Below are 23,796 nucleotides of genomic sequence, written 5' to 3'. Positions count from 1 at the left end.
TGGCCACCCTGCCGCGGCTGAAGCCGAAGGTGTTCTACGACCTCGTGGTGGAGGTGGCGCTGATCCGGCCCGGGCCGATCCAGGGCGGCTCGGTGCATCCGTACATCCGGCGGGCCAATGGCCGGGAACCGGTCACCTACCCGCACGAGCTGATGCGCCCGGCGCTGGAGAAGACCCTGGGCATCCCGCTGTTCCAGGAGCAGCTGATGCAGCTGGCCATCGACGTGGCCGGGTTCAGCCCGTCCGAGGCCGACCAGCTGCGCCGGGCCATGGGCGCCAAGCGGTCCATGGAGCGGATGGCCCGGCTGCGCAGCCGCCTGTACGAGGGCATGGCCGCCAACGGGATCACCGGGGAACTCGCCGACGACATCTACCTCAAACTGTCGGCGTTCGCGGCGTACGGGTTTCCGGAGTCGCACGCGATGAGCTTCGCGTACCTCGTCTACGCCTCCTCCTGGCTCAAGCGCTACCACCCCGCGGCGTTCTGCGCCGCGCTGCTCAACGCGCAGCCCATGGGCTTCTACTCCACACAGTCCCTTGTGGACGATGCCCGGCGGCACGGCGTCACCGTGCTGCGCCCGGACCTCAACGCAAGCGGCGCCGCCGCGGTGCTGGAGACCACGCCGGAGACCCGCAAGCGGTCCGAGCCGGGCGAGCCGCCCGACGAGTGGGGCCGGGGCGGTCCGGTCGTGCGGCTGGGCCTGTCCAGCGTGCGTACCCTCGCCGAGGACGTGGCCCGCCGCATCGAGGACGAACGCCGCGCCCACGGCCCGTACCGGGACCCGGCCGACCTGGCCCGCCGCGCGGCGCTGACCACCGCGCACCTGGAGGCCCTGGCCACCGCGGACGCGTTCGCCAGCCTCGGCCTGTCCCGCCGGGAGGCGCTGTGGGCCGCCGGGGCCGCCGCCCAGGAGCGCGAGGACCGGCTGCCCGGCACGGTCACCGGCGTGGCGGCGCCCATGCTGCCGGGCATGGACGCGGTCGACGAACTGGTGGCCGACGTGTGGGCCACCGGCCTGTCCCCGGACACCCACCCGGTCTCGTTCGCCCGCGCGCACCTCGACCGCCTCGGTGCCCGGGCGCTGGCCACCCTCATGGACGTCGAGGACCGGACCAGAATCCTGGTCGGCGGGATCGTCACCCACCGGCAGCGCCCCGGTACCGCCGCCGGGGTCGTGTTCCTCAACCTGGAGGACGAGACCGGCATGCTCAACGTGGTCTGCTCCCCCGGGCTCTACCGGCGCAGCAGGAGGGTCGTGCGCACGAGTTCGGCGCTGCTGGTGCGGGGCATGCTGGAGAAGGGTGACGGCGTAATCAACCTGGTCGCGGACAAGTTCGAACCGCTGCGACTGCCGGTACGCACCGCCGCCCGCGACTGGCAGTGAGCGCGGCCGCGGGCGGCGACGCGGTCAGGGGGTGCTCATCCGTGCGGTGCTGAGCGCCACCGTCGTGTACGACATCGTGAAGCCGCCACCCATCGCGTCGATGGCGGCTCCGACGTCCGCCAGAATCTCCGCCCGTTCGCCTGCCGGGACCCGGGTGAGCCCACCCTGGGTGGGCAGCAGGTCCAGCCACTCGTCCCGGGTGTAGGACCGCTCCCACTCGAACCGCCATCGCCGCGGGTCGTCGAACCCGCCCGCCTCGCGCAGGCCGTCGGCGGCATTGCTCATGATCACCTCGTACGCGTCCGTGATCCCGGACGGTGGTTGACTGCCCGCGACGAACGGCGAGTCGGGCAGCACCCGCCGATAGGCCGCGCTGAAGGCTTCCGCCACGGCGGCCGGCGGCGCGTACACGTGCCAGAACAGCGCGAGCAGGCCGCCGGGCCGCAGCACCATCGCCGCCTTGGCCGCGCCCGCGACCGGGTCGATCCAGTGCCAGGACTGCCCGGAGACGACCGCGTCGAAGCTCCGGCCGGCCGGGTCCCACGCCTCGAACGTGGACACCTCGACCTCGACCCCGGTGCGGCGCGCGAACTCGGCCATCCGCTCGTCCGGCTCCACGCCCAGCACCGCACAGCCGGCCGCCCGGAACTGCCGGGCCTCGATGCCGGTGCCGCAGCCGACGTCGAGCACGTCCGGCCCGGGGCTGGCCGCCACGATCCGGCCCACCAGGTCGTCGGGGTAGGCGGGCCGGGCCCGGTCGTAGCGCTCGGCGTCCGCGCCGAACGACTCGGCTACCTGACGGTGTTGATGAGGAACTGGCGCGGACACCGGCGCCGATTCGGGCGGCAAAATGGTCATGCGTCCACTATGGCCGGACACTTACCCCCTCCGTCAAGGACCGGGCGAGGCCAACGGGAGCATCTGGTCTTGTGAGGCGATGTTGCATTCATCGATGAGACCGGTAACATAGTCGACACAATTCGACGTGCTCGACCAAACCTCAACATCAGCCCTCGCCACCGGTGGCCATCCCGGCGACCGGTCGCGCCCCGCCGTGCGCCGGGCCGGCGCACGCACCCACGCCACGACGTGGAGGTCTGCCGATGCCCGAACACACCCGCCGCCGGGGCCCGCGCCGCTACCTGATCTTCGGCGCCGCCGTCGCCCTCGTCCTGGGGCTGGCCGCCGCCGCCAGCCCGGCGACCGCCTCACCCCGGCCCCAGGCCGCCGCGGCCACCACCGCCGCCGCCGTGACCGCCAAGGGGAAGGCACACACCGTCACCTACGACGGGTACTCGTACCTGATCGACGGCAAGCGCGTCTACCTGTGGTCGGGCGAGTTCCACTACTTCCGGCTGCCGAGCCAGGACCTGTGGCTCGACGTGCTGCAGAAGATGAAGGCGGCCGGCTTCAACGCGGTCTCGCTGTACTTCGACTGGGGCTATCACTCGCCGGCGCCCGGCGTCTACGACTTCACCGGCGTGCGCGACGTCGACAAGCTGCTCGACATGGCCGACCAGTTGGGCATCTACGTCATCGCGCGGCCCGGGCCCTACATCAACGCCGAGGTCGACGGCGGCGGCTTCCCCGGCTGGCTGTCCACCAAGGCCGGCAACACCCGCAGCGACAACCCCGAGTACCTCAAGTACTCAGACGAGTGGCAGAGCCACATCGACCCGATCCTGGCCCGCCACCAGCTCACCAACGGCACCGGCACGGTCATCGAGTACCAGGTCGAGAACGAGTACTACAACGGCAACGCGGCCGGCCGGTCCTACATGCAGCACCTGGAGGACAAGGCGAAGGCGGACGGCATCACGGTGCCGCTGGTCGGCAACAACAACGGCACCTTCAACTCCGGCGACGCCGCACTGGACGTGGACGGTGCCGACTCGTACCCGCAGGGCTTCAACTGCTCCAACCCGACCCGGTGGAGCGGCGTGCCCGACATCAGCTACGACCACGTCGCCGGCAAGCCGCTGGAGACCGCCGAGTTCCAGGGCGGCGCGTTCGACCCCTGGGGCGGACCGGGATACGACAAGTGCTCCCAGCTCATCAACGACCAGTTCGCCGACGTGTTCTACAAGCAGAACATCGCGGTCGGCGCGACCTCGCAGAGCTTCTACATGACCTACGGCGGCACCAACTGGGGCTGGCTGGGCGAACCGGAAAACTACACCTCCTACGACTACGGCGCCGCGATCCGGGAAACCCGGCAGCTGGATCCGAAGTACGACGAGGACAAGCTCATCGGCTACTTCACCCAGTCGGTCGCGCCGCTGACCGAGACCGACGCCATCCCGTCGTCGGGCACCGACAACTCGAAGATCGTGGACACCGCCCGGCGCAACCCGGACACCGGCACCCAGTTCCACGTGCTGCGCCATGCCGACTCCACGTCGACCTCCAGCGATACCACGCACGTCACCATCGACCTCGGCGCCCACCCCGGATACAGCTACGACGACGTGAACGCGGCGCTGTCCTACACCGGCACCTGGTCGCACGTGGCCAACCAGAACTACACCGGCGGGGACTACGACCAGACGGAGTCGTACTCCAGCGTGGCCGGTGACCGCGTGACCATCCCGTTCACCGGCCAGGGCATCACCTGGATCACCTCGACCGACCCCAGCCACGGGAACGCCGACGTCTACCTCGACGGCACGAAGGTCAAGACCGTCGACCTGTACGCGTCGAGCAAGCAGTTCCAGTACGTGGGCTACCGCGCCACCGGGCTCGCGGCCGGGGCGCACACGCTGTCCATCGTCGTGGACGGCACCAAGGACGCGGCCGCGACCGGCGCGTTCGTGCCGGTCGACGCCATCGACGTGAACACCGCCGCGTCCACCCAGCCGGTGTACACCGTGCCCCAGCAGCCGGGCACCAGCATCTCCCTGGCCGGCCGGGAGTCGAAGATCATCGTCGCCGACGACGACCTGGGCGGCGGCCAGCTGCTGCGCTACTCGACCTCCGAGATCATGACCACCGCTACCATCGCCGGGCGGGACGTCGCGGTGCTCTACGGCGACCACGGCACCGACGGTGAGACCGTGCTGCACTACAGCAGCCGGCCGGGGGTCAGCGTCACCGGCGGCGACGTCACCTCGACCTGGGACCCGGCAACCGGCGACCTGCGGCTCAACTACAGCCACGCCGGCCTGGCCCAGGTGCGCATCGGTGGCGGCGGGACCGTCAACCCGCTGGTGCTGCTGCTGGCCGACACGGATACCGCGAAGACCTTCTGGCGGCAGGACACCCCCGCCGGGCCGGTCCTGGTGCGCGGCACCCACCTGCTGCGCGGCGCGACGATGAACGGCTCGACCCTGGCACTGACCGGGGACGTCGGCACCGACGGCTCGATCGAGGTGTTCAGCGGCGCGAAGAACGTGACCTGGAACGGCCAGCCGGTGACCACCGCGCAGACCGTGACCGGCAGCCGCACCGGCACGCTGCCCACCGCGGCGCCGATCACCCTGCCCGCGCTGACCGGCTGGCGGCACACCGAGGAGGCGCCGGAGGCCCAGCCCGGCTTCGACGACTCCACCTGGCAGGTGGCCGACAAGACCACCACCAACAGCACCACCACGCCCGGTACGCTGCCCGTCCTGTTCGCCGACGACTACGGGTTCCACACCGGCAGCGTCTGGTACCGGGGCCGGTTCACCAGTACCGGCACGGAGACCGGGATCACGCTGTCCGCGCAGAGCGGCGGGGGCGCCGCCGCCTCGTCGGTCTGGCTCAACGGCACGTTCCTGGGCAGCTCGACCAGCGATGGGCAGAAGACGTACCAGTTCCCGCCGGGCACGCTGAAGGCCAGCGGGGACAACATCGTCTCGGTGCTGACCGTGAACATGGGGCACGAGGAGGACTACAACGCCTCCAACGGCAACAAGGCCGCCCGCGGGCTGACCTCCGCCTCGCTCGTCGGCGCGCCGCTGTCCACGATCACCTGGCGGCTGCAGGGCGACCGGGGCGGCGAGGACCCGGTGGACACCGTACGCGGCCCGCTGTCGGTCGGCGGCCTGTACGGCGAGCGGGCCGGCTACTACCTGCCCGGGTACCCCACCGGCGGCTGGGCGCCGGTGACCCTGCCGGCCAGCGACCCGACCCCCGGCGTGTCGTGGTATGACACGGACGTCACGCTGAACCTGCCCAAGGGGCAGGACACCTCACTGGGCCTGACCATCACCGACGACCCGTCCCGCAGGTACCGGGCGGAGCTGTTCGTCAACGGCTGGGACGTGGGCAACTATGTCAACTACCTCGGCCCGCAGCACAGCTTCCCGGTCCCGAACGGCATCCTCAACCCGGACGGGAAGAACACCATCGCCATCGCGGTGTGGAACCTCGACGGCTCCACCGGCGGCCTGGGCACCGTGGCGCTGACCAACTACGGCAGCTACGCCTCCTCCCTGACGGTCGCCCAGAACGACAGCCCCGGGTACGACGCGGCGACGTACGCGATGCCGGCCGCCCCGACCTCCTCGGTCGCGCTGGCGGTACCCGGCTCGGTCTCCGCGGGGCAGCAGTTCACCGCCACGGCGACGGTCGCGGTACCGGCCGGTGGGCCGGAGGCCACCCAGGTCACCGCCGCCCTGAACGCGCCGGCCGGCTGGACGGTCAGCGCACCAACGCCGCCCAGCGTCGACCGGCTGGACGGCGGCCAGTCCGCCACGTTCAGCTGGGCCGTCACCGCGCCGGCCGGCTCGGTACCGCCGGCCAACGCGCTGACGGCCACCGCCGCGCTCACCCAGGGTGGGCGCACCGTGCGGCCGGCCGACGAACGGATCGTCGGCGCGATCCCGGCCCCGCCGCCGGCCGGCCAGAACCAGGTCAGCGACCTGCCGTTCCTGTCGGCCACCAACGGCTGGGGCCCGGTGGAGCGCGACACGAGCGTCGGGGAGAACCAGGCGGGCGACGGGCGGCCGTTGACCATCGCCGGCACCGGGTACGCCAAGGGGCTGGGCACCAACTCCCCCAGCGACGTGCAGCTCTACCTCGCCGGCCGGTGCTCCGAATTCACCGCGACGGTCGGCGTGGACGACGAGACCGGCAACGCCGGCACGGTCACCTTCAGCGCCATCCTCGACGGGAAGGTGCTGGCCACCACCCCGACCCTGCGCGGATCGTCCGGCGCGGCCACCATCGACGTGCCGGTGACCGGCGGCCAGGTGCTGGAACTGGTGGTCGGCGACGCGGGCGACGGCAACGGCAACGACCACGGCGACTGGGCGAACCCCGTGCTCACCTGCGGCTCGTAGCCCCGGGACAGGGACGACGCCCGGTCCGGCGAGGTTCGCCGGGCCGGGCGTCGGTCATCGGTAGTCGGCCACGTCAGCGTCGGGTTTGTCGCCGAAGTACGCGTCGGCGAAGAAGCGGCTTGCCTCCGGCCGCGAGCCGTCCAGGTCGGTGAAGCCGTAGTGGCGGGCCAGCTGCCCGGCCGACAGCGCCCGGCCCGACCAGCGGGACACGTCCGGGTCGCCGGCCAGCGCCACGACCGCGCGGCCGATGTAGTGCGGGGTCTCCGAGATGGCGAACCACTTGTCCTTGGCGATCCCCTCACGCCAGGTCTGCTCGGTCACGCCGAAGTGCTCCAGCATCTCCTCCGAGCGCAGGAAGCCGGGCGTGAGCGACACCGAGGTGACCCCGTGCGGGCTCAGCTCGTCGTGCAGCATCTTGCCCAGCCGGGTGATCGCCACCTTGACCATGTCGAAGAACATGGTGCCCCGGTAGCGTTCGTTGAACATGTCGTCGCCGTCGGTGATCTCACAGACCAGGCCGGCGCCGCGGCGTACCAGCAGGGGAAGCACCGTGTGCAGGGTGATGAGGTGGCTCTCCAGTCCGTTGCGCAGGGCGCGCAGCCCCTTGTCCAGGTCGTGCTCCCAGATCGGCTTCCACTCGATCCACTGGTCGCCGCCCCAGGTGTCATCGACGAGCACGTCGAGCCGGCCGTCCCGCTCCGCCTCGATCCGCTCCACCAGGGCACGCACGTCGGCCGGCACCGTGTGATCGCAGCGCACCGGGATGCCCACCCCGCCGGCGGCCGTCACCAGGTCCGCGGTGTCCTCGATGGTCTCCGGCCGGTCCAGCTCGCTGCGCTCGGCGCGGGTGGTGCGCCCGGTGACGTACACGGTGGCGCCGGCCGCGCCCAGCTCGACCGCCATGCCGCGACCGGCGCCCCGGGTCGCGCCGGTGACCAGCGCGACGCACCCGCGCAGGCTCGGCGGCTGGAGGGTGTCTGTCATCGTCGTTCTCCTCGGGTGTCGGGTCCGGCGCCGGCCGGCGCGTGCCGCCAGCCGACCAGGATGTGGTCGAGATCAGTGGCGAGCCGCCTGCGCAGGCCGCCGTGCGGGTGGGTGGACCAGTGGATGGCGGTGCCGTCCGCGGTCGCGGCGAGGATCCTGGCGGCCACCGGCACCGGGGGCGCCCCCGGCAGCGCGCCGGCCTCGACCGCCCGGCGCAGCAGCGCGCCGATCCCGTGACGTACCGCGGCGTAGAGGTCGGCCATCGCGGCCCGCAGCGCCTCGTCGGACAGGTCGGCCGCGAGTTGGGCCAGGTTGTTGGCGGCCGTCGCCGGGTCGTCGAGCGGCGCGTACCGCTCAACGATCGCCCGCACCAGCGCCGCGAGCGGGTCCCCGTCGCCCGCGCCGAGTGCGGACATCTCCCGCCGGGTGTCCTCGACCGCGGTGCGCACCATGGCCAGCAGCAGCCCGTGCTTGGAGCCGAACCGGTGCACCAGCGTCCCGGCGCTGACCTGCGCCTGCGCCGCGACGTCGGCGAGCGTGAAGCCGGGGCCGGCACGGCCGATCACCGCCGCGGCCGCCGCGAGCATCCGCTCGTCCGTCACCTTCCTGGGTCGCGCCACGACAGTTATTGAATCGCCATACAATAACTCTGTCAACCGCGCCGGTGACGCCGGGTCAACCTGCGCGTGTCCTGGGAGTAATCTGAGGGCTCCTCAACAATCTGGAGGAGCGGGCGGAGTGTTCAATGCCTCTGGTTGCCTGTTCGGGCTGGCGTACGGCGACTCGCTGGGCAAACCGACGGAGTTCCTGCGGTATGCCGAGATAGAGCAGCGCTACGGGCCGGGTGGGCCGCGCCAACTGGAGGGCTACCCGGCGCTGGTCACCGACGACACGCAGATGACGCTGGCGGTCGCCGCGGCGCTGTCCGGCGAGCGGCAGCCCGCGCCGGCGCACCTGGCCGAGGCCCTGCGCCGGCACTTCCTGTCCTGGGCGGCCAGCCCGGACAACAACCGCGCGCCCGGCAACACCTGCCTGCAGGCCTGCGCCGAGCTGTCCCGGGGCGGGCCGTGGCAGCAGGCATCGGTGACCGGTTCGAAGGGCTGCGGCGCCAACATGCGGGTGGCCCCGGTGGGCCTGGTGCCGTGGTATGACCTGGACACCCTGGCCGGCGTGTCCCAGCTACAGGCCGGGCTGACCCACGGGCACCCGACGGCGCTGGCCGCCAGCGAGCTGACCGCGTACGCGGTGCGGGTCCTGCGCGAGGGCGCCGCGTTGCACGAGGTGTCCGGCCTGCTGCGGGCGCGCTGCCACGACCAACGCCTGGTATACCGGCTCGACTGGCTGGGCTCGCTGTGGCAGCAGCCGGGGCTGGACGGTCCCGACGAGTTCATCTCCCGCGGCTGGGACGAGTGCCTGGCCGCGCTGGACCTGCTCGACGCCGCGCTGGCCGCCCCCGACTACGGCGGCGACCCGTGCCGCCTGACCGGCGCCGGCTGGGTGGCCGAGGAGGCCATGTCGACCGCGCTGCTGTGCGCGGTGCGGTATGCCCAGGATCCGGTCGGCGGCCTCGCGCGGGCCGCGGCCACGTCGGGCGACTCGGACTCGATCGCGTGCCTGACCGGCGCGTTCCTGGGCGCGGCGTACGGCATGGCCGCCTGGCCCGAGGAGTGGACGTCGCAGATCGAGTACGCCGACCTGCTGGCCGGCTACGCCCGCCTCTGGAACTGACCGCCGGACCCGGCGCCGGCCGGCTCCCGCCGGTGTCGCGATGCCGGCCAGCGTCGCGGTGTTTGACCAGTGCCCCGGCGCCGGCCAGTGCCCCGGGCGCCGGCCGGCGTCGCGGTGCCGGCCGGCGGGGTCGCGGTCAGGAGCGGTCGAGCCGGGGGAAGGCGACCTCGCGCAGCAGGATGCCGATGGCGGCGGCGACCGGGATGGCGATCAGGGCGCCGATGAAGCCCAGCACCGCACCGCCGATCAGCACGGCGAGGACGGTCGTGGTGGCCGGCACCTGCACGGTGCGCCCGATGATTCTGGGCACGATGAGATAGTCCTCGACGAGCCGGTACACGACGTAGAAGGCGAGCGTGCCCAGCGCCACCGGCAGCGAGACGGTCAGCGCCACCAGGCTGACCAGGACGCCGCCGACGGTCGAGCCGACCACCGGGATGAGGTCGAGGATGGCCACCGCGATGGCCAGCAGCACCGGGTACGGCACCCCGAACGCGACCAGCCAGAGGAAGGTCCCGGCACCGGCGATCAGCGAGGTGAGCACGTTACCCAGCACGAACCCGCCGACCCGGGTGAACATCTCGTCGCCGAGCAGGATCGCGCGGGGTCGCCGGCTGGCCGGGATCAGCCGGTACATCAGCCGGCGGATGCGGGGCAGGTCGGCGAGCAGGTACACGGTCAGCACCAGCACGGTCAGCGTGGACGTGGTGGCCGACAGCACCACCCGCCCGGCGCCGAGCAGCCCGCCGAACACGTCGCCCGCGTTGATCGAGGAGACCGCCTTGTCCAGCCGGTCCTGCAGATGGAACCGGGCGTCGAGCCGGCCGAGGGCGGTGCTGTGGTCGCGTAGCTGCGCGGCGTAGCCCGGCAGTTCGTGCGCGAACTGGTCGGCCTGCGAGACCAGCGGCGGGATCGCGGCAGAGAGGAAGCCGACCACCATCCCGATGGTGACCAGCGCCACCACGAGGACGGCCGCCCACCGGGGCAGCCGCAGGCGAGTCAGCCACCGCACGGCCGGGTCCAGGCCGATGGCCAGGAACAACGACAACCCGATCAGCAGGAGTACCCCGCTGGCGTCGACGATCACGCGGCCCAGCACGTACGCCACCGCGACCCCGGCCGCGCCCAGCAGCCCGATGGTGAACGGCGAACGCCGGTTGATCGGCCGGCCCGGCGCCCCGTAGACCGGTGGGTCGTCGGTCAGCTCGGCCGCCTCCTCGATCGCGGCCTGCACGGCGGCGAAGTGCAGCCCGTCGGGCGCGGCGTCCCCCCGCTCGGACGCCTCACCGACCCGCTCCGGCCGCTGGCCCGGCTGCTCCGGTAGCGAGCCGGGCCCCTCGGATCGTCGCCCCGGCCGCGGCTGCCCCGCGCCCGGCGGCCCCACTCCGGGCCCCGTCGGCTGCGCGTGTGCCATTCCATCCACCTCAATCCCGATCGCGCTGTGTGTCCCTTAGATGAAACAACGAGACCGCCATCACCGCGGCCTGGGGCAGGACTAGCCGTTGGTATATCGTCGGGTCATCGGATGTCTGACCCACCCGTTAAACGAAAAGGTCCGGTATGCCCGTCGTCACCCGCGACTCGCTGGTCGAGCAGGCCATCGAGTGGATCCGCAGCGAGGTTGCCAGCGGTCGCTGGCAGGTGGGCGCCCGCCTGCCAGCCGAGCCCGCCCTGGCCGAGACGCTGGGGGTGAGCCGCAACACCGTCCGGGAGGCGGTGCGCTCGCTGGCGCACACCGGACTGTTGCAGGTGCGCCAGGGTGACGGCACCTTCGTCAAGGCGCCGACCGAGGTCGAGGCCGTGCTCCGGCAGCACCTGAAGACCGCCGAACTCATCCACGTCTTCGAGGCCCGCCGGCCGGTCGAGATCGAGTTGGCCCGGCTGGCCGCGCGGCGCCGCACCACGGCAGACCTCGACCAGATGGCCCGGGCGCTGGACGAACGGGGCCGCGCGGAGCGGCAGGGCAGCAGGGAGGTGTTCGTCACCGCCGACGTGGAGTTCCACCAGGCGGTGGCGGTCGCCGCGCACAACCCGGTGCTGGAGACGCTGTACCGGGGGTTCGCCGGGAGCCTCGGCGCCAGCATCGAGGGCGTACTGCACGACGAGTCCCTGTTCCACCGGCCGTCGGTGTGGCACCACCGGCTGCGCGACGCGATCGCCGCCGGCGACGAGGAGGCGGCGGCGCTGGCCGCCGGTACCCATCTGACCGAGACCATGCAGGCGCTGAGCGGCGAACCGGCGGCCCCTCGCGAACCGGCGGCCCCTGGCGAACCGGCGGCCCCTCGCGAACCGGCGGCCCCTCGCGAACCGGCGGCGTCCAGCGGACCGGCGGCGTCCGGCGAACGGGCGGGGGTGCCCGGGGCATGAGGACGACTCGCGTGCGGCCGGAGTCCGCGACCACGGGCCGGCCGGGTGCCCGCGCGGCCCGCAACGGCGCTCTGATCGCCGGAATCCTGCTGCTGGCCTTCAACCTCCGGCCGGCCATCACCAGCCTGACCCCGCTGTTCCCCGACCTGGCCACCCACGACCGGCTCTCCTCGGCGGAACTCTCGCTGCTGGCCACGCTTCCGGTGCTGTCCTTCGGCGTGTTCTCCGCCGTGGCCGCCCCGCTGGCCCGGCGCTTGGGCGAGGAGCGGGTGCTGGGCGGCGCGTTGGTGCTGCTGGCCTGCGGGCTCGTCGGCCGCGCGGCGCTGGGCAGCGCGGCCCTGTTCCCCGCCACGGTGATCGGCGCGGCCGCCATCGCCGTCATGAACGTGCTGCTGTCCGGGCTCATCAAGCGGCGCCTGGCCCACCTCGCCGGGCTGCTGATGGGGCTGTACCTCCTGTCGCTGTACGTCGGCGCCACGCTCGGCTCGGCGACCGCCGTGCCGCTCTACCACGGCACCGGCTCGTGGTTCATCGTGCTGGGCGTGTGGACCCTTCCGGCCCTGATCGCCCTGATCGCCTGGCTGCCCCAGACGCGCGAGCGGGCCCCCGTCCGGTCGACGGCCGACGGGCCGCGCGCCACCAACCCGTACCGGGTGAGGCTTGCCTGGCAGGTGGCCGGATTCATGGGGCTGCAGAGCCTCACCTATTACGCCACCCTGTCCTGGCTGCCGACCCTGTTCCGGGACCGGGGCAGCAGCCCCGCCCAGGCCGGCCTGCTGGTCTCCATGCTGAGCATCACCGGACTGGTCACCGCCATGCTCACCCCGATGGTGGCGCACCGGCGCCGGGACCACCGGCTGCTGATCGTGCCGTCGGTCCTGGTCTGCGGCATCGGCATCGCCGGCGCGTGGTTGGCCCCGCTGGGTACGGCGGTGATCTGGACCGGCCTGCTCGGCCTCGGGCAGGGCGCCGCGCTGGGGCTGGCCCTGTACTTCACCATCGCCCGGGCCAGCACGCCTCGCACCGCCGTGCGGCTGTCGGCCATGGCCCAGTGCGTCGGCTACCTGCTGGCCGCCACCGGCCCGTTGACGGTCGGCCTGCTGTACCACTCGACCGGCGGCTGGGCCGTGCCGTTCAGCCTGCTGCTCGTGCTCACGGGCATTGAGCTGGTGGTCGGCCTGTTCGCCGCCCGGGACCGGCTGCTACCCGAGGCACCGCAGGAGGCCGGCTCGCCCGGCGAGGCGACCGATCCCGTCGGGCCCGGCGAAGCGACCGCACCCGTCGAGCCCCCCGCGTCTGGGGTGTCGGTCGCGGCTGGGGCGAATGGGGCGGCCGACGGGGCTCGGATCGAGCCGGCGGCGCCCGAGGCGCCGATCGGGGCCGGTGAGCCGGGGAGCCGCTGACACGGCCCACGCCTGACCGGGGTCAGCGGCCCATCTCGGCCAGGATCCCGGTGCCCTGGCCCAATTCGATCAGGTAGCCGTCCGGGTCCCGGAGGTAGCAGCGGATCTCCATGCCGTGGTCCTTCGGCTCGGTGAGGAACTCGCCGCCCCGCGACCGCCACTGCTCGTACACGGCGTGCACATCGGTGACCCGGACGTTCATCGCGGAGCCGAGGGTGGACGAGTCCCGGGGCGCGCGGGCCTGCACGTCAGGCTTGTCGTCGGTCGGGCCGCCCTCGGTGTTGATCACGATGTAGCTGTTGTGGAACTGCAGGATGGCGGGTTGCCGTTCGCGCATCACGGTGGCGCCGAGCACCCGCTGGTAGAACTCCCGCGACCGGTCCACATCGCGGACGATCAGCAGGTGGCTAAGCACGGCGCCACTCGCCGGCCGTAGATAGTCGGGCGCCTCATCCATCGCCGCCGCTCCCCTGGGTCGGTGTCGCCGTATCGATACCCGGGTCGCCGGAAATAAACTGCCGCTCAGGGCAGCTCCATCGTCTCCGCCCGCGCGATCTCGGTGAACGCCACGTCGAGGTACCGGTCGAGCCGGCGCCCGCCGGCCGTCAGGAGATCGGCGATCAACAGCGGCGCGTGCCACGCGTACTCGGCGGCGGTGGGTACCCGCACCGGCACGGTCTCGGTGGCCCCGCCGCCGTACACGTGCCCGCCGGCCCGGTCGTCGCCAGGCCAGTCGTCGCCGGCCCGAGTACCGGCCGGCGGTCCCATCACCTCGCGGTAGGTCACCCCGGGCTCGTGGATGCCCAGCGCGCTGGCCAGGGCGGCCACGAGCGTAGCGGCGTCCAGCCGATCGACGGGCAGCCAACCGGCCGCGCCCCGGTAGCAGCGGGCCAGCACGGCCTGGATGTCGTCGCTGTCCAGGCCGTCCGGGTGCTGCTCCTCCAGCAGCATCCGGACCAGCGCCCCGAGCACCAGCCCGGCGTACTCCGGTGGGAGCGCCACCAGCTCGGCGGCCTCGGCCTCGTAGACCTCTCGGTCCCGGTCGCCGGCGGCGGCCACGGCCCGCCCGATCGCCGTACCGATGCCACGCGCCGGTCCGCCGAGTTCCCGCCACGACGCCATGCCGATCCCACCTGTCTCGCGTCCCGATCGCGGAGTGCGTGGGGTCAACTCCCGCCCGCCCCTCCTGCCCGGGCCACTCCGCGCCCTCAGACATTACCCGCGGAGCCCGGCCGGCCCGCCCGTCGCGGGTCCGGCCCACCGCGGGTCCGGTCTATCTCGGGTCCGGTCTATCGCGGGTCCGGTCTGGCAGGGATTCAGGGTTCGCCGACGACCAGGCGCGGGGCACCCACGAACTCGGGCCGCGTGCGCAGGTGCCCGTGGCGCCGGTCCCAGGCCCCGCTGCCGAGGTACCGGCACCATTGACGACGGTGCCCGCACTGCCCAGCGCGGCATGCACCGCGACCCTTGAGCGCCGGGCCGGCCGGTCAGGCCGCCGGCCGCAGCACCGCCCACAGGCCCCAGCCGGCCTCGGCGGCGACCGCCGACCACGGCGCGCCGCCCGACGCCCGCTCGAGCGCCGAGCACACGGTCTCGACCGGCACGTGGTGCGGAGCATCCATGCCCAGGGCGTTCGACCACACCACCGCGCCGCTCGGGGCCAGCACCCGGACGACCTCGTCCGCGAACAGCGGCACGTCGGCCAGTATCACGGCGTCGGCAAAGCCGGCGGCGAGGGGCAGCCGGGACGCGTCGCCGAGCAGCCGCCACGGTGCCGACGACCGGCGCAGCATCTCCGGGGTGAGGTCCACGCACACGACCTCGGACCACACCTCGGTCAGCAGCGGGGTGAGCAGCCCGGTGCCGCAGCCGACCTCGACGCACCGGCGGCCGGCCGGCAATCCTCCCCTGGCCAGCGCGTCGGCCAACGGAACCGGACGGTACCCGCCCCGATCGTCGTTCCAGTGCGGCGCCAACTCGGTGTAGCGGCGCACCACCTCGCGTGCCGCCGTCGCCGACCACTGGGACGGGTTGCGCGCTATCGCCTCCGAGGTCTGCTGGCTCGCTGACGCCTCGGGCCGGATCGGCTTGCCCGGCGGGGCCGGGACTACTCGCGGCAGTGTCTGCGGCATCCGCTCATGGTGCCACGGGCCGCCCCTTCCGGCGGGCGCCCAACTCTGCCCAGGTGCCCAACTCTCCCAACGACAACGGGCACCGGCTGCCGGGGACAAGGGGCGTCATCGGCGCGGTGCCTCATCACGCGATTGAGCGGGCGCGGTCGAGGCGCCAGCGCGGCCATGCCACGATCATGCGGTGACGGACCCCTCCCTGAGCAGCCCCTCGGCACCGGCCGGTGCCGTGGCGCCGCCCGAGTCCACGGCATCGCCCGGAATCGCGGTGCCGCCCGGGATCGCGGTGCCGGGCGAGGGCGCCACGCCGGGCGAGGCTCCAACACCTGGCGAGGCTCCAACACTTGGCAAGGCCGCGACGCCGGGCGAATCCGCGACGCCGCGCGAGGGCGTCAGGCCGCGCGAGGGCGCCACGCCGGGCGAAGCCGCAACGCCGGGCGAGGCCGTGGTGTCGTCGGCGGCGCCCGCGATCGCGGCGCCATCGGCAGTAGAGGCCCGAGGGCGGAGCGGGCGGCGCTGGTCGCGACGGACCGCCATCACGCTCACCGCGGCGGTCGCGGCCGTCGCGGTCCTGCTCGCCGCCGGCTGGGTCACGCTGATGCTGGGAGGCACGGGTACGCCCGCGGCCGCCGCCCGGAGCACCGGGCACGACGCGGAGTGGCTCGGACACGCGTGGGTTGACGGGCGGATGGGCCAGGCCGACGTGGACCGGCTCGCGACGTCCCTGCGCGGTACCGGCATCCAGGACCTGTTCGTCCACACCGGACCGTTCTCCGACGACGGCACGCTGGACCCCGGCCTGCGCCCGAGGGCACGCTGGCTGATCGGCGCGCTGCACGCGGCGCTGCCCGGCGTACGGGTGCAGGCGTGGTTGGGCGCCCATCCGGTACCGGGGCAGCTGAGTCTGGACTCCCCCACCACCCGGGCGAACATTCTCACCGCCGTGGGGGAGGTGCTCGACGACGGCTTCGACGGTGTGCACTACGACTTCGAACCGGTCGAGGACGGCAACCCGGACCTGGTCACCCTGCTCGCCGCCACCCACCTGCTCACCCAGCGACGGCACGCCGTGCTGTCGCTGTCGGCGAGCTTCCTCGCCCCGCTGCCCGGCATCGCGGCGGTGGCGGCGGCGCTGCCGGGCCAACTGGCCGTGTGGTCACCCGGGTACCTGCGGCGGCTCGCGTCGCGGGTCGACCAGGTCGCCGTGATGGCCTACGACACCGGGCTGTGGCCGGCGGCGGCGTACGCCGGTTACGTGCGCCGGGCCACGTCGCTGGCGCTGGGCGCCGTACCGGCCGGGGTGGCGCTGCTCATCGGGGTGCCGGCGTACCACGATGCGACCGCGCACCACCATCCGAGCGCGGAGACGGTGTCCGCGGCCCTGCGTGGCATCCGGCTCGCGCTGGGCGCGCACCCGTCGCGGCGGGACTTCGGCGTGGCCGTGTACGTCGACTTCACCGCGACCGCCGGTGACTGGAACACCTACCGCCGCGACTGGGCGCGTTAACGCGCTCTGAGGCAAGTCGACGCCCTCTGACGCGAGCCGAGGCGCTCTGCGGCGAGTCGGCGCGAAGCCGCGTCAACGAACTCTGCGGCGAGTCGGGGCCCGCTCCGGAGGGATCGCGCGGTGAGGTCGGGTTCTACGGCCGGCCGGGTCCGGTACCACGGTTCCGCACGAGCGGCAGGTATACCTCGTCGACGATCTCGATGAGCGCATCATCGGTTGCCACGGGCACGCCTCGCGTGACGAACTCGTTCCGCAGCAGGACGATGGCCACGGTCGCCACTCGTGGATGGAGTGATTCCGGGGTGGCCTCCCCCCGCGCGACGGCGCGGCCCAGGATCGTCAACCAGCTGGCGGTCATGGCGTCGGTGGACTGCTCCGGCAGTCGCGCCACGAGATTCTGCGCGCCGCCGGCCGCGGCCAGGAGTTCGCGCAGGATCACGCCGAGCGGGGAACTCCAGTGCCGATTCGCCCGGCGCAGCAGGTCGAGGGCGTTCATCGCGCAGGTTGCCGGTGTCGGGAGGCGAGATCGCCCTGGCGAGTTGCCGGTAGGCGGCGATGCCCAGGGCGAGGCGGTCCGGCCAGCGGCGGTAGATCGCGTTCTTGTTGGTGCCCGCCCGCTTGACGACCCCGTCCATGGTCAGTGCCGGGGTCGCGCCGCGGCGGTCGCCGCTTGACTGATATTGACACCGATCGAATAATGGGAGCGCTCCCGAATTCTCGACCAGCGGCGGAGGTGGCCATGCGCTCTGGAGTGTTTCCGCGACCCGGCGCGGTGCGCACGGCGGTGATCTGCGCGGCGATGGTGTGCGCGGCGGTGCTGGTCGCCACCGGGCGGGCCGCCGCGGCCGCCCGGCCGGCGGATACCGCCGCTGTGCGGCCGCTGGCCGCCGCGGCGACGCCGCTGACCATCCGTGGCGCGGACCTGTCCACCCTGCAGCGCGCCGAGGACCTGGGCGCGAGGTACTACAACCAGAACGGCACCCAGGGCGACGCGATGCAGATCCTCAAGGCCGCCGGCATGAACTACGTGCGGCTGAGGGTCTGGGTGAACCCGGCCAACGGCTACAACAACCAGGCGAAGGTGGTCGCGTTCGGCCGGCAGGTGAAGGCGGCCGGGTTGAAGCTGCTGATCGATTTCCACTACTCGGACACCTGGGCCGACCCGGGCCACCAGACGACGCCGGCGGCGTGGCGCAACGACAACCTGAGCCAACTGGAGACGGCGGTCTACAACTACACGTACGCGGTCTGCAACGCGCTCAAGGCGGCCGGCGCGACGCCGGACATGGTGCAGGTGGGCAACGAGATCAACTCAGGGATGCTGTGGCCGGTGGGGCAGCTGACCGGCGGCACCGGCGGATGGAGCAACCTGGCCGGCCTGCTGATCTCGGGGTATAACGCGGTCAAGGCGGTGTCGTCGACGACCCAGGTGATGCTGCACATCGCCAACGGCGGCATGGACGCCCAGGCGCGCTGGTGGTTCGACGAGGCGGTCGCCTATCACGTGCCGTTCGACGTGATCGGCGTGTCGTACTACTCGTACTGGAGCGGCACCTTCTCCGGGCTGCAGACCACGCTGAACGACTTGGCCGGCCGGTACGCCAAGCCGGTGGTGGTGGCCGAGACGGCGTACCCGTTCACGCTGGACAACGCCGACTCGCAGGGCAACAACATCTCCAGCTCGTCCCAGCTGACCTCCGGGTACCCGGCCACGGAGGCGGGCCAGCGCACCAATTTCCTGGCGGTCATCAACGCCCTGAAGGCCGTGCCGGGCGGTCGCGGGCTCGGGTACTTCTACTGGGAGCCGACCTGGACGGCGGTAACCGGCAACGGGTGGGACCCGACCAACCCGAACTCCGGGGACGGCTGGGACAACCAGGCGCTGTTCAACTGGAGCGGGCGGGCGCTGTCGGGCATCACGGACTTCGCCAACTGACGCGCACACCGGCCCGCCGGCCGGGCCTCACGGCCCGAAGTCGTCGGGGTCGGTCATCACCTCGATCAGCACCGGCCCCTGGGCCGACCGGGCCGCGCGCAGTTCGTCGCGCAGCTCGCGCAGGCCGGAGACCCGCACGCCCGGCACGCCGAAGGCGGTGCTCACCTCGGCGATTCGTGGACCGGCGAGGTCGGTGCCGGGGTACGTGTTGGTGGCCACGGCGCGGCCGTTGAACCGGCGCAGGGCGGCGCCGACGGCGGCGTACCGCTCGTTGTTGAGCACCACATAGCTGACCGGGATGTTGTACCGGGCCGCCGTCCATAGCGCCTGAATCCCGAACTGGAACACACCGTCGCCCAGGACCGCGGCCACGTGACGGTGCGGCAGGCCCAGTTTGATGCCCAACGCGGCACCCATCCCCCAACCGAGCGACCCCGACGAGGTGGTGAAGAACGATTCCGGGGACGGCTTATCGGCGTACCGCTGCAACAGGCCGCCGGCCGTGGTGGCGTCGCCGACCAGGGTGCTGCCGGCCAGCGCCTCGGTGATCGCCCGTACCGCGTCGACCGGGCGCAGCACGCCGGCGGCCAGCCGACCGGGTGCCGGATCCGGCGCGGCCGCGGGGTGCGGGCCGGCGGGCGGCAGCGGGGTGGGGGCCCGGCCGGCGAGCAGCCGCGCGAGCTCCTCCAGCACCAGCCGCTGATCGCCGACCAGCCCGACGTCCACCCCGCGTACCCGCCCGAGTTCGCGCGCGTCGGGGTGGCTGTGCAGGACCGAGGCGCCCGGCGGCAGGGCCGGTCGCCTGGTCGCCTCGAACTCGTGGAACACCCGCGCGCCGGCGAAGAACAGCACGTCTGCCGCCTGCACGAGGGGGTGGTCGACGTCGTACTCGCCGCGGTAGTGCGGGTGGCCGGTGGGGAAGCCGGCGCGTTCGAAGCCGCGGCGCTCCTCCATGAGTACCGGCGCGCCGAGCCGCTCGCTGAGCGCGACCATCGCCGGCACCGCGCCGGCGCGTCCCACCTCGTTGCCCGCGATGAGCACCGGCGCCCGGGCCTCGCCCAGCAGGCGCGCCGCCGAGGCGAGCGTGGCGGCGGGGGGCGCGACTCGCGTGTCGACCCGGTGCGGGCGGGTGTCGTCCGTCGCGGCGCCGGCCGGCCCGGTCAGTAGATCCTGGCTCAACCCCACCCACACCGGCCCGGCCGGCTCGGCCACGGCCAGCCCGAAGGCGCGGTTCACGTCCTCAATCACCGCGCCATCGGTCAGGCTCTGCCAGTCATCCTTGACGAACTGGGCGACCAGGTCCCGGGTGTGCCGGGCGGTGGTGAAGCCGTCGCGCGACTGTACGGCGGTGGACTTGAGCCCGTTGAGCACGACCACTGGCGAGTGGGCGAGTTGGGCGGCGTACAGGTTGGCGAGGCCGTTGGTGAGCCCGACGTTGGCGTGCAAGTAGGCGAGGCTGGGGTCGCCGGTGATCCGGGACAGCCCGTCGGCGATGGAGACGGTCACCCCCTCGTGGGTGGTCAGCACCAGCTCGAGGTCCTTGCGATCCACCAGCGCGTCCAGTACCGACGCCTCGGTGCTGCCGGGGCAGGTGAACAGATGGGTGACGCCCCAGTCGACGACGAGGTCGAGCAGCGCGTCGGTCACGGTACGGTCCATCGATTGATGCCCCCTTCGTGTGGCCTATAGTCTACACGGAAAGGGAGCTAAAGATCAGCTCGCGACCAGCTGGAGGAGGTGCCGACGGAGGGCGGCGAACCGCTCATCGGAGCGGGGTGACGGCCTGGCCGCGCGGCTGCGGGAGACGGACCGCTACCACCTCCTTGACCCGGCTCGGCGCCGGGGACAGCACGACCACCGCCGCGTCGGCGAGCAGGGTCAGCCGGCCGTGGCTCCAGCACGGCAGCGGATCCTGGTCGACCATCGGGTACTCCAGCACCAGGTGCTGCGGGTCGGTTCCCGTACCGGCATGCTCCTGCCCGCGCACACCAACTCCGGCGGCAAGGCGCTGCTGGCCCAGCTCACCGACGCCGAGCTGGCCGCGCTGTACCCGCGCGGACTGCCGGCCAGCCGCAATCGCGCGGTGACCGATCTCGCCTCGGTGCGCCGAAAGCTGGAGGCGACCCGGCGACGCGGCTAGGGCATCAACCGGGACGAGAGCGCCCGGGGAGTCAGCGCGGTCGGCCGGCATATCCGCGACGGCGACGGGAAGGTGACGGCGGCGATGGTCGTCGCCGCGCCGACCGCCCGGTGGACCCGCGGCCCTGCTGACCAAGCTCGCGCGGCAGTTGCGGGACGGTGTGGCGGAGCTGGAGCGAGCTGGGCTCGGCGAGCTGACCGCCCCACGGCGTTGAGCGCCCGAAACCGAGCCGCGCTCGGCGGACCGACCGCCCCACGGCGTTGAACACGCGAAACCGAGCCGCGCTCGGCCAGCCGACCGCCCCGTGCCGCATCGAGCGCGTCGGACTGGGCCTAATAGGGGTTGCCGTGGCCGGGCAGGCGGCCGGTCAGCAGCCCGGCCAGCCGATCCGTGACCGACGACCGGGGGCGCAGCGGGGCCGAGTCCGCCCCGGTACCCTCGGCCATGGCCTCGATCAGCGCGGTGAAGGCGTCCAACGCGTTGGTGAGGGGGCGCCACCCCAACTCCGTCTCGGCCCGCTGGCAGGACATCGTCGGGGCGCCGGCGAGCAGGCGCACCCAGCCGGGCTCGGTGGGCTGCAGCCGGGCGTGCCAGGTGACCTCGGCGATGAGCCGCAGCAGGTCCACCGGCACCGGCACGGCACGGGTGTGGAACCTGCCGGCCACGCTGCGCGCGTCCAGTGGCGGCTCGGCGGCCGCGATGTTGAACGCGCCCCGGACGTCGGACAGCGCCGCCCGCACGTACGCCTCGGCCACGTCATCGGCGTGTACGGCCTGCACCCGAAGCCGGGGGCCGGCGGGCAGCACCGGTATCCGCCCGAACCGCAGCAGGCTCAGCGGCACCAGTGGCCCGAAGAACAGGCGGGCGATCTCCGCGGCGGCCGCCGGCTGGAACACCAGCGCCGGACGGATCCGGACCACGCGCAGCTCGGGATTGGAGTCTTCCAGCTCGGTGAGCATGGCCTCGACGTCGGCCTTGTCCCGGCTGTAGGTGGAGCCACGCACCCCGGTGGTCGGCCACTGCTCGTCGACGGGCTCGTCCTTCGGGCCGGGCGCGTACGCGCCGATCGATGACGCGACAACCAGCGACGGCACGCTCGCGCGAAGGGCGGCCTGCGCCACGTTCGCGGTGCCCTGGACGTTGGTGCGCCGGATCCTGGCCCGGTCGTGGCTGGGCTGGATCTGCCAGGCCAGATGGATGACCGCCGAGCTGCCGGCGAACGCGTTCGTGAGCGCGTCCACCGCCCCGCGTCCGCCCACGTCGATCGGGTACCAGGTGACGCCGGCGTAGGGTGGCCCAGCGTGGCGACCGTTGCCGGGGTGGCGCCGGGCGATGCCGGTCACCTCGTCGACCTCGGGCTGCTCGGCGAGGCGCCGCAGCACGGCGGTACCCACGTTGCCGCTCGCACCGACCACGACTACCCGCATTCTCGACCTCCGACCGCCCCATCCCCCGATCCGGGCCGGCCAAACGTCCCCTCCGGGCGGTTCGCGGGGCGCCGATTCCCGGCCGATGATCGCGCACGGCTCGGGTCGGCCCCGCTACCGGAGGCTCAGTCCCCGTTGCGGATCGCGGCGCGCGCCTTGCCGATGTTGTGCTCGGCGAGCCCGAGCATCCATTACCGGTCCGGGAAATCGGTGTCCGCGATGCGCAGCGGCCCCTCGATCAGCGACAGGACCTGCGCGTACCGGTAGAGCTCCAACCGGTCGGCGTCACCTCGACCGGGCGCAGCGCCGGGTACGCGTCGCCGAAGCGCATCCGCAGAAACGCGTGCTCCCATTCGACGTCGAAGTACGTGAGGCCCTCGATGTCGATGATCACCGGTTCGCCGGCCGGCGTGACCAGCACGTGGTCCGGCCCCAACTCGCCGTGGACCAGCCCGTGCGTCGCCCGTGGCGTGACCGCCGCGGCGAGGTCGCGCACGTGCCGGGCGATCCGGTGCCGCACTGCCGCGATCCGGGCGTCGCGGCGCGCGACCTCGTCGAGGCGGCCCATGGCGCGGCCAACGATGATCTCCTCCGGGCGCCGGGTCTGGGGCGCCCGGCCGGAGGCGAGCAGCGTCAGCTTGCCGTAGCCCGGGCCGATCGTGGTGTGCATCCGGCGCAGCGAGTCGCCCAGGGCGGACAACGGCGCGGCGGCAGCCCGCGGGTCGTCGTCGAGGGTGAGCCGGTAGACGTCCTTCTTGCTGCCACCCGTCAGCCGGTCGAGCGCGACCGGCCGCCGGGCGGTGCCGAACTGCTCCGCGACGAGTTCACGCAGCGCCTCCGTGGTGGGCGGGACGGGTGTCATGGTTCGTCTCAGCCCCTCGCAACGATCAGGTAGGCGGCCGCGTCGAGGCCCCGCTCGACGGCATCCACGGTCTCGGCCACGGTCAGCCGCGTGGTGTCCAGGCTGTGCGCCTCGAGCTCGGCGATGCCGGCGAACTGCCGGTACAGCGCACGAATCGGGGCCGGATCCCGCAGGGCGGGATCCGATGACGCGTCATGGTGCGGCGGTGCGCCGCCCCGCCGGCCGCGGGCCACCGCGCGGCGCAGGGTCGTGTCCAGGTCGGGGCGCAGCACGACGTAGTGCAACAAAATGCCCCGGGCCCTCGCGGACGCGCGAAACGCGTCCAAGAACCAGGGCCCGACGATGCCGTCGCAGATCACCCGGTACCCGCCGGCGGCGTAGCCGAAGGCGGCACCCGCCAGTACCTCGATGACCACCTGGTTCTGCCGGTGCGCCTCGGGCAGGTACGGTGCGAGCCGGCCGCGCCGGATGGCGTGCCAGAAGTCATCGCCGTGCAGGTGCACGCTGAGCGCGTGGCGGTCGGCGAGTGCCCGGGCCACCGTGGTCTTACCCGCGCCCGGCGGGCCGGTAAGGATGATCACTTCTCCGGGCACCGGCCCCGGCACCGGGGACGGAGCCGGGGTCGCGGGGTCGGGCTGATCCACCCGCCGATTCTGGCACCACC

20 protein-coding genes and 1 pseudogene are annotated in these 23,796 nt (G+C 73.0%); 8 read left to right on the top strand and 13 right to left on the bottom strand.

Going from position 1 to position 23,796, the window contains the following annotated elements:
- Window positions 1-1,385, top strand: a 1,385-nt coding sequence (locus ABEA87_RS38610; RefSeq protein WP_345638324.1) for a helix-hairpin-helix domain-containing protein, incomplete at its 5' end; no start/stop codon positions are given.
- Between the two features lie 24 nt (window positions 1,386-1,409).
- Here the strand turns inward: ABEA87_RS38610 and ABEA87_RS38605 are convergent.
- Entirely contained in the window at window positions 1,410-2,243 is an 834-nt protein-coding gene (locus ABEA87_RS38605; RefSeq protein ID WP_345638322.1) for a class I SAM-dependent methyltransferase, read from the bottom strand.
- Window positions 2,244-2,488: 245 nt separating this feature from the next.
- Here ABEA87_RS38605 and ABEA87_RS38600 point away from each other — a divergent pair, with 245 nt between their 5' ends.
- Window positions 2,489-6,649 carry a beta-galactosidase gene (locus ABEA87_RS38600; RefSeq protein ID WP_345638321.1) on the top strand — a complete coding sequence of 1,387 codons (4,161 nt, stop codon included), beginning with the start codon at window positions 2,489-2,491 and terminating at the stop codon, window positions 6,647-6,649.
- 54 nt (window positions 6,650-6,703) lie between these two features.
- Here the strand turns inward: ABEA87_RS38600 and ABEA87_RS38595 are convergent, their stop codons facing one another.
- Entirely contained in the window at window positions 6,704-7,633 is a 930-nt protein-coding gene (locus ABEA87_RS38595; protein WP_345638320.1) for an SDR family oxidoreductase, read from the bottom strand.
- Window positions 7,630-8,253 (bottom strand): TetR/AcrR family transcriptional regulator, encoded by a 624-nt coding sequence (locus ABEA87_RS38590; RefSeq protein WP_345638318.1) that lies wholly within the window; start codon window positions 8,251-8,253, stop codon window positions 7,630-7,632. The genes ABEA87_RS38595 and ABEA87_RS38590 overlap by 4 nt, the downstream gene beginning before the upstream one ends.
- Window positions 8,254-8,371: 118 nt before the next feature.
- Between ABEA87_RS38590 and ABEA87_RS38585 the strand changes: the two genes are divergently transcribed.
- Complete coding sequence (locus ABEA87_RS38585; RefSeq protein WP_345638316.1) at window positions 8,372-9,361, top strand: ADP-ribosylglycohydrolase family protein; 990 nt, start codon at window positions 8,372-8,374, stop codon at window positions 9,359-9,361.
- A 136-nt stretch (window positions 9,362-9,497) separates the two neighbouring features.
- Here ABEA87_RS38585 and ABEA87_RS38580 read toward each other — a convergent pair whose 3' ends face one another.
- A complete protein-coding gene (locus ABEA87_RS38580; RefSeq protein WP_345638314.1) occupies window positions 9,498-10,775 on the bottom strand; it encodes an AI-2E family transporter in 1,278 nt (425 codons plus the stop codon).
- A 146-nt stretch (window positions 10,776-10,921) separates the two neighbouring features.
- Between ABEA87_RS38580 and ABEA87_RS38575 the strand changes: the two genes are divergently transcribed.
- Together ABEA87_RS38575 and ABEA87_RS38570 are read left to right on the top strand one after the other, a co-directional pair.
- The gene (locus ABEA87_RS38575) at window positions 10,922-11,728 is read left to right on the top strand and encodes a FadR/GntR family transcriptional regulator (protein ID WP_345638312.1); all 807 of its coding nucleotides are present in this window, start codon (window positions 10,922-10,924) and stop codon (window positions 11,726-11,728) included.
- Window positions 11,725-13,131 carry a CynX/NimT family MFS transporter gene (locus ABEA87_RS38570; RefSeq protein ID WP_345638311.1) on the top strand — a complete coding sequence of 469 codons (1,407 nt, stop codon included), beginning with the start codon at window positions 11,725-11,727 and terminating at the stop codon, window positions 13,129-13,131. Before ABEA87_RS38575 ends, ABEA87_RS38570 begins: the two co-directional genes overlap by 4 nt.
- Before the next feature lie 22 nt (window positions 13,132-13,153).
- Here ABEA87_RS38570 and ABEA87_RS38565 read toward each other — a convergent pair whose 3' ends face one another.
- The 3 genes from ABEA87_RS38565 to ABEA87_RS38555 all read right to left on the bottom strand — a co-directional run bounded on the left by ABEA87_RS38565 (window position 13,154) and on the right by ABEA87_RS38555 (window position 15,263).
- Entirely contained in the window at window positions 13,154-13,588 is a 435-nt protein-coding gene (locus tag ABEA87_RS38565) for a VOC family protein (protein WP_345638310.1), read from the bottom strand.
- A gap of 65 nt (window positions 13,589-13,653) precedes the next feature.
- A complete protein-coding gene (locus ABEA87_RS38560) occupies window positions 13,654-14,253 on the bottom strand; it encodes a hypothetical protein (RefSeq protein WP_345638308.1) in 600 nt (199 codons plus the stop codon).
- Window positions 14,254-14,618: 365 nt separating this feature from the next.
- On the bottom strand, window positions 14,619-15,263 hold the full coding sequence (locus tag ABEA87_RS38555) for a class I SAM-dependent methyltransferase (RefSeq protein WP_345638307.1): 645 nt from the start codon (window positions 15,261-15,263) through the stop codon (window positions 14,619-14,621).
- Between the two features lie 181 nt (window positions 15,264-15,444).
- On the opposite strand from ABEA87_RS38555, the gene ABEA87_RS38550 reads away from it, so the two are divergent.
- The gene (locus ABEA87_RS38550) at window positions 15,445-16,767 is read left to right on the top strand and encodes a hypothetical protein (protein WP_345638306.1); all 1,323 of its coding nucleotides are present in this window, start codon (window positions 15,445-15,447) and stop codon (window positions 16,765-16,767) included.
- 133 nt (window positions 16,768-16,900) lie between these two features.
- Here ABEA87_RS38550 and ABEA87_RS38545 read toward each other — a convergent pair whose 3' ends face one another.
- Entirely contained in the window at window positions 16,901-17,263 is a 363-nt protein-coding gene (locus tag ABEA87_RS38545; protein WP_345638305.1) for a TetR-like C-terminal domain-containing protein, read from the bottom strand.
- Between the two features lie 243 nt (window positions 17,264-17,506).
- Here ABEA87_RS38545 and ABEA87_RS38540 point away from each other — a divergent pair, with 243 nt between their 5' ends.
- Window positions 17,507-18,703 (top strand): glycoside hydrolase family 53 protein, encoded by a 1,197-nt coding sequence (locus ABEA87_RS38540; protein WP_345638304.1) that lies wholly within the window; start codon window positions 17,507-17,509, stop codon window positions 18,701-18,703.
- Between the two features lie 27 nt (window positions 18,704-18,730).
- On the opposite strand, the gene ABEA87_RS38535 is transcribed toward ABEA87_RS38540, so the two are convergent.
- Entirely contained in the window at window positions 18,731-20,362 is a 1,632-nt protein-coding gene (locus tag ABEA87_RS38535) for a thiamine pyrophosphate-binding protein (protein WP_345638302.1), read from the bottom strand.
- Window positions 20,363-20,465: 103 nt separating this feature from the next.
- On the bottom strand, window positions 20,466-20,690 hold the full coding sequence (locus tag ABEA87_RS38530) for a hypothetical protein (RefSeq protein ID WP_345638301.1): 225 nt from the start codon (window positions 20,688-20,690) through the stop codon (window positions 20,466-20,468).
- Here ABEA87_RS38530 and ABEA87_RS38525 point away from each other — a divergent pair.
- On the top strand, window positions 20,592-20,843 hold the full coding sequence (locus ABEA87_RS38525; RefSeq protein ID WP_425571032.1) for an IclR family transcriptional regulator domain-containing protein: 252 nt from the start codon (window positions 20,592-20,594) through the stop codon (window positions 20,841-20,843). The genes ABEA87_RS38530 and ABEA87_RS38525 overlap by 99 nt on opposite strands.
- Before the next feature lie 332 nt (window positions 20,844-21,175).
- On the opposite strand, the gene ABEA87_RS38520 is transcribed toward ABEA87_RS38525, so the two are convergent.
- The 3 genes and pseudogenes from ABEA87_RS38520 to ABEA87_RS38510 form a co-directional block, all read right to left on the bottom strand.
- The gene (locus ABEA87_RS38520; protein WP_345638299.1) at window positions 21,176-22,270 is read right to left on the bottom strand and encodes an NAD-dependent epimerase/dehydratase family protein; all 1,095 of its coding nucleotides are present in this window, start codon (window positions 22,268-22,270) and stop codon (window positions 21,176-21,178) included.
- A gap of 191 nt (window positions 22,271-22,461) precedes the next feature.
- Window positions 22,462-23,132: pseudogene (locus tag ABEA87_RS38515) on the bottom strand (phosphotransferase).
- 8 nt (window positions 23,133-23,140) lie between these two features.
- Window positions 23,141-23,776, bottom strand: coding sequence for an AAA family ATPase (locus ABEA87_RS38510; protein WP_345638297.1), 636 nt, complete (start codon window positions 23,774-23,776; stop codon window positions 23,141-23,143).
- Window positions 23,777-23,796 lie beyond the last annotated feature (20 nt).

Source organism: Rugosimonospora acidiphila, assembly GCF_039543385.1.
In the GTDB taxonomy this organism is placed as follows: domain Bacteria; phylum Actinomycetota; class Actinomycetes; order Mycobacteriales; family Micromonosporaceae; genus Rugosimonospora; species Rugosimonospora acidiphila.
Note: the sequence above shows the minus strand (reverse complement) of the source record. Positions and strands in the feature narration are given on the sequence as shown.